At 62.9% G+C, this 13,450-nt stretch carries 16 protein-coding genes; 10 read left to right on the top strand and 6 right to left on the bottom strand.

Going from position 1 to position 13,450, the window contains the following annotated elements; translation table 11 throughout:
• Positions 1 to 171: 171 nt before the first annotated feature.
• Entirely contained in the window at positions 172 to 1,047 is an 876-nt protein-coding gene (locus PARACOCCUSGL_RS0116000) for a 3-hydroxybutyryl-CoA dehydrogenase (protein WP_010398714.1), read from the top strand.
• 224 nt (positions 1,048 to 1,271) lie between these two features.
• Positions 1,272 to 2,744 (top strand): NAD-dependent succinate-semialdehyde dehydrogenase, encoded by a 1,473-nt coding sequence (locus PARACOCCUSGL_RS0116005; protein ID WP_010398717.1) that lies wholly within the window; start codon positions 1,272 to 1,274, stop codon positions 2,742 to 2,744.
• A gap of 57 nt (positions 2,745 to 2,801) precedes the next feature.
• Here the strand turns inward: PARACOCCUSGL_RS0116005 and PARACOCCUSGL_RS0116010 are convergent, their stop codons facing one another.
• Positions 2,802 to 3,551: a DUF1013 domain-containing protein gene (locus PARACOCCUSGL_RS0116010; RefSeq protein WP_010398719.1), complete on the bottom strand. Its 750-nt coding sequence runs from the start codon at positions 3,549 to 3,551 to the stop codon at positions 2,802 to 2,804.
• Positions 3,552 to 3,711: 160 nt separating this feature from the next.
• On the opposite strand from PARACOCCUSGL_RS0116010, the gene PARACOCCUSGL_RS0116015 reads away from it, so the two are divergent.
• Entirely contained in the window at positions 3,712 to 4,341 is a 630-nt protein-coding gene (locus PARACOCCUSGL_RS0116015) for a ribonuclease T2 (RefSeq protein ID WP_010398721.1), read from the top strand.
• A gap of 231 nt (positions 4,342 to 4,572) precedes the next feature.
• Here the strand turns inward: PARACOCCUSGL_RS0116015 and PARACOCCUSGL_RS0116020 are convergent, their stop codons facing one another.
• Together PARACOCCUSGL_RS0116020 and PARACOCCUSGL_RS0116025 are read right to left on the bottom strand one after the other, a co-directional pair.
• The gene (locus tag PARACOCCUSGL_RS0116020) at positions 4,573 to 5,550 is read right to left on the bottom strand and encodes an NAD(P)H-quinone oxidoreductase (protein WP_050804211.1); all 978 of its coding nucleotides are present in this window, start codon (positions 5,548 to 5,550) and stop codon (positions 4,573 to 4,575) included.
• A gap of 11 nt (positions 5,551 to 5,561) precedes the next feature.
• A complete protein-coding gene (locus PARACOCCUSGL_RS0116025; RefSeq protein ID WP_010398725.1) occupies positions 5,562 to 6,248 on the bottom strand; it encodes a COQ9 family protein in 687 nt (228 codons plus the stop codon).
• Between the two features lie 123 nt (positions 6,249 to 6,371).
• On the opposite strand from PARACOCCUSGL_RS0116025, the gene rpsU reads away from it, so the two are divergent.
• Complete coding sequence (rpsU, locus tag PARACOCCUSGL_RS0116030; protein ID WP_010398727.1) at positions 6,372 to 6,578, top strand: 30S ribosomal protein S21; 207 nt, start codon at positions 6,372 to 6,374, stop codon at positions 6,576 to 6,578.
• Positions 6,579 to 6,641: 63 nt separating this feature from the next.
• On the opposite strand, the gene PARACOCCUSGL_RS0116035 is transcribed toward rpsU, so the two are convergent.
• The gene (locus PARACOCCUSGL_RS0116035; RefSeq protein WP_029372484.1) at positions 6,642 to 7,100 is read right to left on the bottom strand and encodes an Lrp/AsnC family transcriptional regulator; all 459 of its coding nucleotides are present in this window, start codon (positions 7,098 to 7,100) and stop codon (positions 6,642 to 6,644) included.
• A 120-nt stretch (positions 7,101 to 7,220) separates the two neighbouring features.
• Entirely contained in the window at positions 7,221 to 7,655 is a 435-nt protein-coding gene (gene mscL, locus PARACOCCUSGL_RS0116040) for a large conductance mechanosensitive channel protein MscL (protein WP_010398731.1), read from the bottom strand.
• An 87-nt stretch (positions 7,656 to 7,742) separates the two neighbouring features.
• Here mscL and PARACOCCUSGL_RS0116045 point away from each other — a divergent pair, with 87 nt between their 5' ends.
• Positions 7,743 to 8,444 carry a glutathione S-transferase C-terminal domain-containing protein gene (locus PARACOCCUSGL_RS0116045; protein WP_010398734.1) on the top strand — a complete coding sequence of 234 codons (702 nt, stop codon included), beginning with the start codon at positions 7,743 to 7,745 and terminating at the stop codon, positions 8,442 to 8,444.
• Between the two features lie 57 nt (positions 8,445 to 8,501).
• Here PARACOCCUSGL_RS0116045 and PARACOCCUSGL_RS0116050 read toward each other — a convergent pair whose 3' ends face one another.
• A complete protein-coding gene (locus PARACOCCUSGL_RS0116050; RefSeq protein WP_010398737.1) occupies positions 8,502 to 9,242 on the bottom strand; it encodes an N-formylglutamate amidohydrolase in 741 nt (246 codons plus the stop codon).
• Between the two features lie 120 nt (positions 9,243 to 9,362).
• Between PARACOCCUSGL_RS0116050 and pyk the strand changes: the two genes are divergently transcribed.
• The 5 genes from pyk (at position 9,363) to PARACOCCUSGL_RS0116075 (ending at position 13,447) form a co-directional block, all read left to right on the top strand.
• Positions 9,363 to 10,808 carry a pyruvate kinase gene (gene pyk / locus PARACOCCUSGL_RS0116055; protein WP_010398739.1) on the top strand — a complete coding sequence of 482 codons (1,446 nt, stop codon included), beginning with the start codon at positions 9,363 to 9,365 and terminating at the stop codon, positions 10,806 to 10,808.
• A gap of 40 nt (positions 10,809 to 10,848) precedes the next feature.
• Positions 10,849 to 11,286: a hypothetical protein gene (locus PARACOCCUSGL_RS0116060; RefSeq protein WP_010398740.1), complete on the top strand. Its 438-nt coding sequence runs from the start codon at positions 10,849 to 10,851 to the stop codon at positions 11,284 to 11,286.
• A 106-nt stretch (positions 11,287 to 11,392) separates the two neighbouring features.
• On the top strand, positions 11,393 to 11,593 hold the full coding sequence (gene rpmI, locus PARACOCCUSGL_RS0116065) for a 50S ribosomal protein L35 (RefSeq protein ID WP_010398741.1): 201 nt from the start codon (positions 11,393 to 11,395) through the stop codon (positions 11,591 to 11,593).
• Positions 11,594 to 11,605: 12 nt separating this feature from the next.
• Positions 11,606 to 11,965, top strand: a complete 360-nt coding sequence (rplT, locus tag PARACOCCUSGL_RS0116070) for a 50S ribosomal protein L20 (RefSeq protein WP_010398742.1) — start codon at positions 11,606 to 11,608, stop codon at positions 11,963 to 11,965.
• Between the two features lie 120 nt (positions 11,966 to 12,085).
• On the top strand, positions 12,086 to 13,447 hold the full coding sequence (locus PARACOCCUSGL_RS0116075) for a cytochrome P450 (protein ID WP_010398743.1): 1,362 nt from the start codon (positions 12,086 to 12,088) through the stop codon (positions 13,445 to 13,447).
• Positions 13,448 to 13,450: the final 3 nt, after the last annotated feature.

A 13,450-nucleotide genomic window follows, 5' to 3' on the forward strand; every position in this document is an offset into this window, starting at 1 on the left:
CGTTCCAGAACTCACGCAGAAGTTGTAAGTCTCTCTCGTCGCCCGGGGGGATCCCTCTCTCCGGTTAAAAGGACCTGAAAACCGCCCGGCAGCAAACCGGGCGGTTTTTGCATTGAACCTGCGCCCCGCTTAAGCCTATCGTCCCGCCTGACCGACGAAAGGATGAGATTCATGGCGATTCAATCGGTGGGCGTGATCGGCGCAGGCCAGATGGGCAATGGTATCGCCCATGTCTTTGCATTGGCCGGATATGACGTGTTGATGACCGACATCTCGCGCGAGGCGCTGGACAAGGCGCTGGCGCTGATCGATCGCAACCTTGAACGTCAGGTCAGCCGCGGCAAGATCTCGGCCGAGGACAAGGCGGCCGCGCTGAAACGCATCACCACGACGATGACGCTGGCCGATCTGGGCCAGACTGATCTGGTCATCGAGGCCGCCACCGAACGCGAAACTGTCAAGCAGGCCATCTTTGAGGATCTGCTGCCGCATCTGAAGCCCGAGACGATCCTGACCTCGAACACTTCGTCGATCTCGATCACCCGGCTGGCCAGCCGCACCGACCGGCCCGAGCGTTTCATGGGTTTCCACTTTATGAACCCGGTTCCGGTCATGCAGCTGGTCGAGCTGATCCGCGGCATCGCTACCAACGAAGAGACCTACAAGGCTTTGGTCGAGGTGGTCGAAAAGATCGGCAAGACTTCTGCCAGTGCCGAGGACTTTCCGGCCTTTATCGTGAACCGCATCCTGATGCCGATGATCAACGAGGCGGTTTATACGCTTTATGAGGGCGTTGGTTCGGTCAACTCGATTGATCAGGCGATGAAACTGGGCGCGAACCACCCCATGGGCCCGCTGGAGCTGGCGGATTTCATCGGCCTGGACACCTGCCTCGCCATTATGAATGTGCTGCACGAGGGGCTGGCGGATACGAAGTACCGCCCCTGCCCGTTGCTGGTGAAATATGTCGAGGCGGGCTGGCTGGGCCGCAAGACCGGGCGCGGCTTCTATGACTATTCCGGCGAAACGCCGGTCCCCACGCGCTAAGGCGCTGGCGCAGGCAAACTCGTACAACAACAGGAAGGGGCGACGCAGAGATACCGCGCCGCCCCACAAGAAAGCGCCAAGAGGGAAAGCCTGGCGATGCTAAGGCAACGCCGGGACCTCGGCTGGGGTTCATCACAAATCCTCGATCCCTGCAATATTGCGGCGGCTTGCGTTGCGCACGCAAACGCGCAAGCCTGCATCCGGCCGAATTGGAGGACTTTTTCATGACGAACCATCCGACGGATCTGCGGCTTTTGCTCCGGGACCCCACGCTTTTTGAAACGCGGGCCTATGTTGCTGGCGAGTGGATCGCGGCCGCTGACGGCAAGACCTTCCCGGTGGTGAACCCGGCGCGCGGCGATGTGATCGCCGAGGTGGCCGACCTGTCGCGCGCCGAGGTCGCCCGCGCCATCGAGGCCTCGGCTCAGGCGATGAAGGGCTGGGCCGCCCGCACCGCCAAAGAACGCGCACAGGTGATGCGCAAATGGTTCGACCTGATGATCGAGAACCAGGACGATCTGGGAAAGATCCTGACCGCCGAACAGGGAAAACCGCTGCCCGAGGCCAGGGGCGAGATCGCCTATGGCGCCAGCTTTATCGAGTGGTTCGGCGAAGAGGCCAAGCGCATCTATGGCGAGACCATTCCCGGTCATATGCCCGACAAGCGCCTGACCGTGATCCGCCAACCGATCGGAGTGGTCGGCTCGATCACGCCGTGGAACTTTCCCAACGCGATGATCACCCGCAAATGCGGCCCGGCCATCGCCGCCGGCTGCGGATTTGTTGGCCGCCCCGCCGCCGAGACACCGCTTTCGGCGCTGGCGCTGGCCGTGCTTGCCGAACGCGCGGGCGTGCCCAAGGGGTTGTTCAGCATCGTGACCTCGTCGCGATCGTCCGACATCGGCAAAGAATTCTGCGAGAACCCGCTGATCCGGAAACTGACCTTTACCGGCTCGACCGAGGTGGGGCGCATCCTGCTGCGTCAGGCCGCCGGTCAGGTGCTGAAATGCTCGATGGAGCTTGGCGGCAACGCCCCCTTCATCGTCTTTGACGATGCGGATCTGGATGCCGCGGTCGAAGGCGCCATGGCCTCGAAGTTCCGCAACAACGGCCAGACCTGCGTCTGTGCCAACCGCATCTATGTACAGGCTGGCGTCTATGACGAATTTGCCCGGCGTCTGGCGGCGGCGGCGGACAAGCTGCGCGTCGGCGACGGGCTTGAAGACGGCGTCACCACCGGCCCGCTGATCAATCAGGCTGCGGTCGAAAAGGTGCAGGAGCACATTCAGGACGCCCTTGAAGGCGGCGGACAGGTGCTCACCGGCGGCAAACCGCGCGAGGGGCTGTTCTTTGAGCCGACCGTCATAACCGGGATCACCGACAAGATGAAGGTCGCGCAGGAAGAGACCTTTGGCCCGCTTGCCCCCCTGTTCCGCTTTGACACCGAGACAGAGGTGATCGAGCGCGCCAATGCGACGATCTTTGGCCTTGCGGCCTATTTCTACGCCCGGGACATCGGCCGTATTACCCGGGTTCAGGAGGCGCTGGAATACGGTATCGTCGGCGTGAACACCGGGATCATCTCGACCGAAGTCGCGCCCTTTGGCGGTGTCAAGCAATCGGGCCTTGGCCGCGAAGGCTCGCGCCACGGCATCGAGGACTATCTTGAAATGAAATACATCTGCCTCTCTGTCTGAATCCGTCAGAGCCAGAGAAGCGGAAAACCCCGGAGCATCGCTCCGGGGTTGCCGGGATCAGCGATCCTCGTCTTCGTCGTCGCCATCCGCATCGGGCAGGTTGAAAAAGCTGTCCGCATCCAGATCTTCTGCGGGCTTTTCGTCCTCATCGTCCCGGGTAAGGGTGAAATTCTCAAGCCCCGCGATGGACGAGGGCAAGCGCGGCTCATCCGACATCGCAAGCGAAGTCTCGGTCGACAGCAGTTTGCGACGTTCATCATCGGTCATCATGCCGCCCTCAGCAGCCTTGCGCTTGGCTGCCTTTTGCACGGCAGCATCAAGCTCGGACTGGCGGCAAAGCCCCAAAGCAACAGGGTCGATGGGCTGGATGTTCTGGATGTTCCAATGCGTCCGGTCGCGGATCGACGCGATGGTCGGCTTGGTGGTGCCAACCAGCTTGGCGATCTGCGAATCGGCCAGTTCGGGATGGAACTTGACCAGCCACAGGATCGCCGCCGGACGGTCCTGACGCTTGGACAGCGGCGTATAGCGGGGGCCGCGGCGCTTTTCCTCGCCCTCGGCGGCGGGGTTATGCTTGAGCTTCAGCTTGTAGGCAGGGTTCTTTTCACCCTTCTCAATCTCAGTGGCGTCCAGCTGGTTCGAGGCAATCGGGTCGAATCCCTTGACGCCAGCCGCCACGTCGCCATCGGCGATGCCCTGAACCTCAAGCTCATGCATACCGCAGAAATCGGCGATCTGCTTGAAGCTCAGCGTCGTATTGTCGACCAGCCAGACGGCAGTGGCCTTGGCCATCAGCGGCTTGTTCATGACCTTCTCCTTAACAATATCTCTTCCGGCCGGAGAAAACGGCTTTCGGCGGGTGCCATTCCATTTTCGGGGGATTGACAGGTTATATAGGGCCAGAAAGGGCCAAAATAAAGTCTGAATTTCGTAGCGTGACACCAGGCGCAGCGCTAGGTTCGCGACCATGAAGCTTATCTCCGTGATCGCCACCCTGCTGCTCACCCCCGCTGCCCTGGCCCAGGACATCCCGGGACGTTTCGATTATTATGTCCTGTCGCTCAGTTGGTCGCCAAGCTGGTGCCGTGCCGAGGGCGAAGAAAGCGATGCCGAACAATGTGACACCGGTCGACGCCTCGGCTTCGTAGTCCACGGCCTGTGGCCGCAATATGAACGTGGGTGGCCATCTGATTGCCGGACCGACACCCGCGATCCCTCGCGCCGCGAAACTCGTGCCATGGCAGATATCATGGGGTCGGGCGGGCTGGCTTGGTACCAGTGGAAAAAGCACGGTCGCTGCTCAAGCCTATCAGCGCAGGATTATTTTTCCCTTACGCGCAAGGCGGCCGACAGTATCATCGTACCCGAAGCCCTGCGCCACCTCGGCAGGGACATCGCCCTGCCCGCCCGCGTGGTAGAAGATGCTTTCATCGAGGCGAACCCCACCCTCACCCGTGACGGTATCACAGTCACCTGCCGCAACAATGCCCTCCAAGAAGTCCGCATCTGCCTGACCCGTGAGCTGCAACCCCGCGCTTGTGCTCCCGACGCGCAGCGCGATTGTCGTGGGGACTTCCTGCTGCCAGCGCCCCGCTGATGGGACTGTTGTGATGCCTCCGGCGGGGATATTTAAGCACGCAAGAAAAGCACACACCCCGCCTGCCGGAGCTGAGGCTAGGGTGTGGCTTCTTCCGTGACGGTCATCGGCGTCCCCACCTGTACCGTGATTCCAGATTGCCCTAAAATCCTTGCGATTCGGTTAACGGCTTTTTTTGTGTTCAAATATCCCCGCCGGAGGCACCGGGCCGGGCAACAAGGATTGAAGCGTTCATTCCTTAGATGAGACCTGCAACAGGATCTTTCCGATATGGCTGCTGCCTTCCATGCGGCGATGCGCCTCGGCGGCCTCTCTCAGAGGATAGGTGCTGTCGATCAGCGGGCGTACCGCCCCCGCCTCGATCAGCGGCCAGAGCCTCGTTTGCAGTTCATCCGCGATACGCGCCTTGGCAAGGTCAGATTGTGGGCGCAGGGTCGAACCGGTTACCGTCAGCCGTCGGGCCATGATCTGGGCAAAGTTGATCCCGGCCTTGGGCCCGGCAAGAAAAGCGATCATTACCAGCCGGCCATCATCCGCAAGGCATCTGATATTGCGGGCAATGTAGTCACCGCCGACCATATCAAGGATCAGGTCAGCTCCCCCAGCCTCGCGCAGCAAGGTGACGAAATCCTCTTCGCGATAGTTGATCGCGGTTGCGCCCAGTTTTGCACAAGCTGCGCATTTCTCGGCCGAACCTGCGGTCGTCCAGACCCGCGCTCCCAATGCCCGTGCGATCTGGATCGCCATGGTGCCGATGCCGGAAGAGCCGCCATGGACCAAAAACCGCTCACCCGGTTGCAGCCCACCGCGCATGACCACATTGGACCAGACGGTAAAGGCGGTCTCGGGCAGAGCTGCGGCCTCTTGCAAAGACAGCCCCTTGGGAATGGGGAGTGCGTGTTCAGCGGGACAGCTGGCATATTCCGCATAGCCACCCCCCGGCAACAGGGCGCAAACCCGGTCGCCCGGCTTCCAGCGCGTCACGCCTGGGCCCACCGCCGCGACCTCTCCGGCGCATTCCAGCCCCGGCAGGTCTGATGCCCCCGGCGGTGGCGAGTAAGAGCCGGCGCGTTGCAATACATCGGGGCGGTTCACCCCGGCCCATATGATCCGGATCAGGATCTGACCATGTCCTGCCACCGGGACCGGACGGTTTGCCGGGCGCAGCACCTCTGCCCCACCCGGTGAGGATATTTCAATTGCCTGCATCATATCGGGAATCACCCATCGCCTCCCTTGGCCCCGGCATGCCGGGTCGTGAACAGCTTTCCGGGCAGATTGCGGCTTTCCGGCCGCCGGATCCAGCCCGTCGCAAGCCGCGTGAGCGTCGGGACACCTGGCAAGGCCGAGGCGCGCCCCTTAAAGGTTTCGAACCGCATCACCCCCTCGATACGCCGATCAAGAAAATGGCGCGTCTCTTCAATCTCGGGCGATTCGTCGCCGAGCCAGTAAAGCGCCGTCGCACCATAAACCGCCGAGAGGGTCGCGCGCTTGGAATACCAGTTGACGTCCCCGGAGCGGTCGCCAAGCCCTTCCCAGATCGCATCCGCTGTCTCGCAGATCAGCCGGGCCCCAAGGGGGGCGTTCTGGGGCAGCGCCAGAACCGACGCCGCCGAGCGCGCCAATTCACGGTTGCTGAGTGACAGCCGGTGCAGCACTGCGGCACAGATACGGTCGCGGAACCGGCCTTCTGGCGGGTGTTCGGCCAACCAGGCACGCAGTCCGGCATCCCCCCTGCGATGATAGGCCGCGGCCAGATCGGCCCCGCCACGCGGCAGATAAACCCGTGCCAGTGCTGGCGCCATGCCGATGTCGCGCGCGCCCTCGGCGATCGCCCGCTCACCCATGCCTTCGAAGACGACATGAGGCAGGGCCGCCTCGATCAGCCTTTCCCGTTCATCCGTCATGGCAGTCTCCTTTCCTCACGAGGGCTCTGGCCCGGAAAATCTGGACAAAGCCGATTCGCCTTGCTAGAAGGTCGCGTCCTGCAAATCAGATCAACTCTAACTTAGGAAGGTGGTGACAACCACATGCAGGTAAGTGTTCGCGACAACAACGTCGAACAGGCGCTTCGTGCTCTGAAGAAGAAGCTTCAGCGCGAGGGGGTGTTCCGTGAAATGAAGCTCAAGCAGCATTTCGAGAAGCCCTCGGTCAAGAAGGCCCGCGAAAAAGCCGAGGCCATCCGCCGCGCCCGCAAGCTGGCGCGCAAGAAAGCGCAGCGTGAAGGCGCGCTGTAAGGCGAGCGATCACATTGTTTATGAAAACCCCCGCCTTGCCGGGGGTTTTCTATTTTCAGGGCATCAGACCGGCAGCGCCGTCGTAAAGGCCACCGTGCGCAGCGAAAATGACGAATGCATCTGCTGCACCCCGGGCAGTTTCGCCAGCCGTTGACGGTGGATACGGGCAAAGTCGTCGGTATCCTGGGCAACGACTTTCAACAGATAGTCAGCCGAGCCCGCCATCAGATGACATTCAAGCACATCGGGAATGGTGCGCACCGCACGCTCGAATGCTTCAAGCAGCTCATCCGCCTGACCTGAAAGCGTGATCTCGACGAAAACCGTGGTCGGCCGCTCAAGCTTGCGGGCGTCGAGCAGGGCGACATAACCACGGATCACCCCCGCCTCTTCCAGACGCTGGACGCGGCGGTGACAGGCGCTGGGGGACAAGCCGACCTCAACCGCCAGTTCGGCGTTGGTCATGCGCCCATCGCGCTGCAAGACGGACAGAATACGACGATCCGTTGCGTCAAGCTCGATCATCCAGGCGATCCTTATGTCGCAAGCGCGTTACAGCGCCGGTTTCTGCGACGATACTGCCCCCGGGCCCCGGCGATAAGCAAAACCTTGAGCCCGGGAAAAAACAGCCTGCAGCGCGGGTCAAACGCGGCGCGCGCGCAGTTCGTCCCGGATCTCGGTCAGAAGCTCTTCTTGCGTCGGACCGGCAGGGGCGGGCTCCCCCTCTTTCTTGCGGTTGGTGGTGCTTTGCACTTTGTTCACTGCCTTGACGATCAGGAAAACCGCCCAGGCGACGATCAGGAAGTTGATGACCGCCGACAGGAAAGCGCCCCAGGCAAAGATCGAGGCACCGGAATCGCGCGCGACCTGCAGGCTGGCACCCGGGGGAACTTCGCCTTTGAGCACCAGATAGTGGCTGGTGGAATCCGTGCCACCGGTCAGCAGACCGATCAGCGGGTTGATAAGATCCGTCACCAGCGAACTCACGATTGCCGTGAACGCCGCCCCGATGATGATGCCGACAGCAAGGTCAATGACATTGCCCCGGGCGATGAATTCCTTGAACTCCTTGATCATGGGCTTACCTTTCAGACCCTGTTGCGCGTGTTCCGGCAAAGGCTGCCACATCACGCTCGCTCCTTGCAATATGAGACAGGAAACGACATGGGAACACTATCCGACTTTCCGATCACACGGCGCTGGCCGCCGCGGCGCGACGATGTGCTTCAGCTTTACACGCTGAACACGCCAAACGGCATCAAGGTTTCGGTGATGCTGGAGGAATGCGGCCTTGAATATGACGCGCATCGCATCTCGATCGGTGACCCTGAAGACCAGTTTACGCCAGAGTTTTTGTCGCTGAACCCCAATAACAAGATCCCGGCGATCGTTGATCCGGACGGCCCCGAGGGCCAACCGATGGGTCTGTTCGAAACCGGCGCGATCCTGATCTATCTGGGCGACAAGACCGGCAAGTTTCTGCCGAAATCCGGCGCGGCGCGCTATCACACCATCCAGTGGCTGATGTGGCAGATGGGCGGCGTCGGGCCGATGTTCGGCCAGGTCGGCTTTTTCCACCGCTACAAGGGGCGTGAGATCGAGGACCCGCGCCCGCGCACCCGCTATTACAACGAGGCGCGGCGGCTTTTGGGCGTGCTGGATCGCCAGCTTGAAGGGCGCGACTGGATCACTGGCGAATATTCCATTGCCGATATGTCGGTCGGCCCGTGGCTGCGTACCGTGCGCGTGAACTATGAGGCCGAAAAGGAAACCGGGATGGATACGTTCCGCAACGTACAGGCCTATCTGGACCGCTTCCTTGCCCGCCCCGCCGTTCAGCGCGGGATCGAGGTCGGTGCAGCCTGACCAGCCACAGCCCGCCGCGACCGCAGTTGCGGCGGGCAGCATCATCAGCGCCCGGCGTCAGACCTCGTGCCGCTCAAGAAACCCGCTAAGCACCGCCGCCAGACGATCAGCCCACAGCTGCTGGCCAGCTGCGTCGGCGATCAGGTCGTTTCTGACCTCGATCAACACATTCGGGCGGCCGTAAGCAAGCGCGTGGCGGTCGATGGAATCACCCTCCAGATGGCCGGAATAGGGCTCATTCTCGCCGGTGATCCAGCCCTGATCGCGGCATTCTCGCACCAGTGCCGGCCCCAGCCTTTGATCGCGGTGCGAAAACAGCACCCCCACCGCCCATGGCCGACGCGGTCGCCCGCGCAGCTGGCAGGTAAAACTGTGGATCGCGCAGATCGCACGGCGCGGATGTGCGGCCGCCAGCCGCGCGTAAGCGTCGTGATAGGGGCGGTAAAGCAGCGCCAACCTCCGCTCTCGCTCGGCGGCGTCGATACGGCGGTTCACTGGAATAACCGTGCCGTCATAGATGCGCATGATCAGCGTCGGGTCATCCTCGCCCCGGTTCGGGTCGATCACCAGACGCGAGAAATCGGACAGGATCGCCGGGGCCTCCAGCCGCTCGGCCAGCGCCCGCGCCAGGGCGGCCGCGCCGATGTCATAGGCGATGTGGCGCTGCATATCCTCGGCCGAGATGCCCAGATCGCCGCCACCGATCCAGCCCGGCACCCGGTTGGTCGCATGGTCGCAGGTGATCAGCCAGCGCGAAGGCCGATCCTCTCCTATGATTGAATAGGGCTGTCCCGTCATTCGTCCGTCGCCTTTCCGCTGCAAGCTTTAGGCAATAGCAAGACCAAGCGCCAGTTGCCGCAGGCCAGCCAATAGGCCATAAATGCAGAGACGATAGCGCAAACATGCACGGAGAGACGGATGAGACGGCATCGCAAGGTCAAGATCGTGGCAACTTTGGGTCCCGCCTCTAGCGATTTCGCCACTATTCGCTCCCTTTTCGAGGCCGGCGCTGACGTCTTTCGCCTGAACATGAGTCATGGCACCCACGAAGAGCAGCGCGCCCGCTATGAGATCATCCGCCGGGTCGAGGCCGAATCAGGCCGCCCGATCGCCGTGCTGGCCGACCTTCAGGGTCCGAAACTGCGCGTGGGCACCTTTGCCAACGGGCCCCACGACCTGACCGAGGGGCAAAGCTTCCGCTTTGACCTTGACCCTGCCCAGGGCGACGCAAATCGCGTGCAGCTGCCCCACCCCGAAATCTTTGCCGCGCTGGAACCGGGGGCCGAACTGCTGGTCAACGACGGCAAGATCCGCCTGCAGGTGACCCATTGCGGTCCGGACTTTGCCGATTGCATGGTGACGGCGGGTGGCGCGATCTCGAACCGCAAGGGTGTGAACGTTCCCGATGTGGTGCTGCCGCTGGCGGCCCTGTCTGAAAAGGACCGCGAGGATCTGGAATTCGCCTGCGAATTGGGCGTGGACTGGCTGGCGCTGTCCTTTGTCCAGCGTCCCGAGGACGTGATCGAGGCGCGCGAACTGGCCCGCGGCCGCGCCGCCATCCTGTCGAAAATCGAAAAGCCCGCCGCTGTCCGGGCGTTCAGCGAAATCCTCAAGGTCTCGGACGGGATCATGGTGGCGCGCGGCGATCTGGGGGTCGAACTGCCGGTCCATTCTGTTCCGCCGATCCAGAAACGTCTGGTACGCGCCTGCCGCGCCGCCGCCAAGCCGGTAATCGTCGCCACCCAGATGCTGGAATCGATGATCGAAAGCTCGATGCCGACCCGGGCCGAGGTCTCGGACGTCGCGACCGCTATTTATGAAGGTGCCGATGCCGTGATGCTGTCGGCAGAAAGCGCCGCCGGTGCCTATCCGGTCGAGGCGGTCGCCACCATGGATAACGTCGCCCGCTCGGTCGAAAGCGATCCGACCTATCGCGATATCATCGAAAGCTCGCGCAGCGCCAAGCGTCAGACGGTTGCCGATGCCATCGTCGCCGCCGCGCGCGAGATTGCCGAGAATACCGATATCTCCTGCATCTGCGCCTTTACCCAATCCGGCACCACCGCCAGCCTGACCGCGCGGGAACGGCCCCGGGTGCCGATCGTCGCCATGTCGTCCGAACAGGGTACGCTGCGCCGGCTGTGCCTGACCTGGGGGACGCATTGCGTCAAGACCCCCTCGCTTGAGCGGTTCAAGCAGGCCGTGGTCAACGCAGCCAAGGCAGCGCGGGATTTCGGCTTTGCCGATGAGACGAACCAGATCGTCGTCATGGCCGGGGTGCCCTTCAATGTGCCCGGCACCACCAACATTCTGCGCATCGCCCCCTGCGACGAGCGCTTGATCTATCGCACCGATCCGGAATAAGCAGCACGATCAAACAGATCCGAAACGGAAAGGTGATCCGATGATCGACATCCTGCTGCTGGCCGGCGTGGCGCTGTGCGCCCTCTCGGTCCTTTTGGCCATCATTTCGGTGGCTCGCACGCAGGCTCCGCGGGGCGCTGCCGTCCTGCTGGTGCTGGGTATCGTGCTGCTGCTTGTCGGCGGCTGGCGCGATGACCGTCCCTTTGGTTTGGAAACGCTGAAGGAAAGCTGGCAGCGACTGGTGAAGGGCGAAGTGAGCCTCAGCACTGATCCGGTCACCGCTCCTGCGCCGGCAGAACCTGCAGCGACCGAAGCCGTGCAAGAGCCTGCCGAACAACCCGCCGCGACCGAACCGCCTGCCGCGCCTGCGGCTGAGGAACCCGCTGCCGAGCAGCCCGCCACAGAGGAAACTGCGACGGAAACCCCGGCCGGGGCTGCGCCCGAGGGTGAGGCCCAGACCGATGGGCAAAGCCAATAAGCCTTGCCAATTCGCGCACGCCCGCTTATAGGGCGTGCTTCCACCCGCGCGGCCGGCCAGAGGCATTGCCGAGTCGTGCGTTCACTCTGACCGCAAGGAGAGTAAAATGCCGAAGATGAAGACCAAATCGGCCGCAAAAAAGCGGTTCTCGATGACGGCCACGGGCAAGGTCAAGGCCGGCCCGGCTGGCAAGCGCCATGGCATGATCAAACGCTCGACGAAATTCATCCGCGACGTGACCGGGACCATGATCCTGTCCGATGCGGACGCGAAGATCGTCAAGAAATACATGCCTTATAACCGCTAAGGAGAACCGGACATGGCACGAGTCAAATCGGGCAAAGTCACCCACGCCCGCCACAAGAAGGTTCTGGACGCGGCGAAAGGCTATTACGGCAACCGCTCGCGTAACTTCCGTACCGCGACCCAGGCCGTCGACAAGGCCAATCAATACGCGACCCGCGACCGCAAGACCCGCAAGCGTAATTTCCGCGCCCTGTGGATCCAGCGTATCAACGCTGCGGTCCGCGCTGTCGACGCCGAGATGACCTATTCGCGCTTCATCGCCGCTCTGGCTAAAGCGGGCATCGAGGTGGACCGCAAGGTTCTGGCCGATCTGGCCATCCACGAACCCGAGGCGTTTGCCGCCGTGGTCGCCCAGGCGAAAGCTGCTGCCTGATCCTTGGCGACAGGCCGAAACGGATAAAACCCGCGCTATCTGGCGCGGGTTTTTTCTTGCGTTCTCCGGATAAGCCAGCGGGCAAGACGGAACCCCGACCACGTCTTGCGGGTTTTGCCTATGATGCCTTTTGACCGTCAGCCCCTTTACCCTGCCCGCGTCGCCCTGCATCGCAAGCCGATGGGCGTGATTGCCAGTGCGATGACCGCACGGCGCAATGTGCTGGAGCTGATCCCCGAAATCGCCACCCGGCAACCCATGGTTTCCGGCAAGACTGGCAAGCGCTGGCATATGGTCATGGACCCCGATGCCCTGCGCCGTGTGCTCAAGGACCGGGTCGAGGACTATCCGAAATCCATCGTCACCCGGCTGATTCTCGAACCTGCGATCGGCAATTCGATGTTCGTCGCCGAGGGGGCGCATTGGCGCTGGCAGCGCCTTGCCGCAGCCCCGGCCTTTGCCCAGCGTCATGTCGAGGCGCTGGGGCCGGTGATGACCGCCGCTGCAGAGGCCTCGGCCCGCCGGCTGGCCAACGCGCCGGGGCCGGTCGATGTCTTTGCCGAAACCGTGGCCGCAACCTTTGAGGTCATCTCGGAGGTGACGTTTTCGGGTGACGAGGGCTTTGACCGCAGGGCGGTACACCATGCCATCGACGCCTATATCGCCGGAACCGCGCGGCTTTCGGTCATGGATATCCTTGGCCTGCCGGGCTGGATTCCGCGCCCCGGCAGGCTGTTTTCCGGCAGCGACCTGCGGCGGATGAAGCGCGTCGCGGATGAAGCGATCACCGCACGCGCCCGCTCGGGGCCGCGTCAGGTACCGGACCTTCTGGACCTGCTGCGCGCGGGCGAAGACCCCGAGACCCACCGCCGCATGACGCCCGCCGAGCTGCGCGACAACCTGCTGACCTTTATCGTCGCCGGGCATGAAACCACGGCGCTGACGCTTGCATGGGCGCTTTACCTGCTGGCCTTTGACCCGCAGGTGCAGGCGCGCGCGGCGGATGAGGCTCAGGCGACGCTTGACGGTCGCGCCGCCGCCGCCGCGGATCTGCCCCGCCTGCCCTATATCCGGCAGGTCATCGAAGAGGCGCTGCGCCTTTATCCCCCCGCCGCCTTCCTGTCGCGTACCGCCCGTGCACATGACATGCTGGGCGGACGCGAGGTACTGCCGGGCGACACGATCATGTTGCCGATCTATGCGCTGCACCGCCACCACCTGCTGTGGGATGACCCCGACCGTTTCGACCCCGAACGCTTTGCCCCCGGCACGACCCGCGACCGCTTTGCTTTCCTGCCCTTTGGCGCCGGACCCCGGATCTGCATCGGCGCAAGCTTTGCCCTGCAAGAGGCGGTGATCATCCTTGCCACGCTGGTATCGCGCTTTCGCTTTGACCTGTCCGCACGCCAGCCGCAGCCGCGCATGATCCTGACGCTGCGCCCGCATGGCGGAGTGTGGCTAGCGGTCTCGGATCGCTCTTGAAAG

The organism is Paracoccus sp. TRP (assembly GCF_000185925.1).
Classification (GTDB): domain Bacteria; phylum Pseudomonadota; class Alphaproteobacteria; order Rhodobacterales; family Rhodobacteraceae; genus Paracoccus; species Paracoccus kondratievae.

Coding starts and splice junctions, on each gene's coding strand:
- PARACOCCUSGL_RS0116015 (WP_010398721.1), top strand. CDS start 3,712: ATGAAGCTTATCTCCGTGATCGCCACCCTGCTGCTCACCCCCGCTGCC.
- PARACOCCUSGL_RS0116005 (WP_010398717.1), top strand. CDS start 1,272: ATGACGAACCATCCGACGGATCTGCGGCTTTTGCTCCGGGACCCCACG.
- rpsU (WP_010398727.1), top strand. CDS start 6,372: ATGCAGGTAAGTGTTCGCGACAACAACGTCGAACAGGCGCTTCGTGCT.
- PARACOCCUSGL_RS0116075 (WP_010398743.1), top strand. CDS start 12,086: ATGATGCCTTTTGACCGTCAGCCCCTTTACCCTGCCCGCGTCGCCCTG.
- PARACOCCUSGL_RS0116010 (WP_010398719.1), bottom strand. CDS start 3,551: ATGAACAAGCCGCTGATGGCCAAGGCCACTGCCGTCTGGCTGGTCGAC.
- PARACOCCUSGL_RS0116050 (WP_010398737.1), bottom strand. CDS start 9,242: ATGACGGGACAGCCCTATTCAATCATAGGAGAGGATCGGCCTTCGCGC.
- rplT (WP_010398742.1), top strand. CDS start 11,606: ATGGCACGAGTCAAATCGGGCAAAGTCACCCACGCCCGCCACAAGAAG.
- PARACOCCUSGL_RS0116020 (WP_050804211.1), bottom strand. CDS start 5,550: ATGCAGGCAATTGAAATATCCTCACCGGGTGGGGCAGAGGTGCTGCGC.
- mscL (WP_010398731.1), bottom strand. CDS start 7,655: ATGATCAAGGAGTTCAAGGAATTCATCGCCCGGGGCAATGTCATTGAC.
- PARACOCCUSGL_RS0116000 (WP_010398714.1), top strand. CDS start 172: ATGGCGATTCAATCGGTGGGCGTGATCGGCGCAGGCCAGATGGGCAAT.
- pyk (WP_010398739.1), top strand. CDS start 9,363: ATGAGACGGCATCGCAAGGTCAAGATCGTGGCAACTTTGGGTCCCGCC.
- PARACOCCUSGL_RS0116045 (WP_010398734.1), top strand. CDS start 7,743: ATGGGAACACTATCCGACTTTCCGATCACACGGCGCTGGCCGCCGCGG.
- PARACOCCUSGL_RS0116025 (WP_010398725.1), bottom strand. CDS start 6,248: ATGACGGATGAACGGGAAAGGCTGATCGAGGCGGCCCTGCCTCATGTC.
- PARACOCCUSGL_RS0116060 (WP_010398740.1), top strand. CDS start 10,849: ATGATCGACATCCTGCTGCTGGCCGGCGTGGCGCTGTGCGCCCTCTCG.
- rpmI (WP_010398741.1), top strand. CDS start 11,393: ATGCCGAAGATGAAGACCAAATCGGCCGCAAAAAAGCGGTTCTCGATG.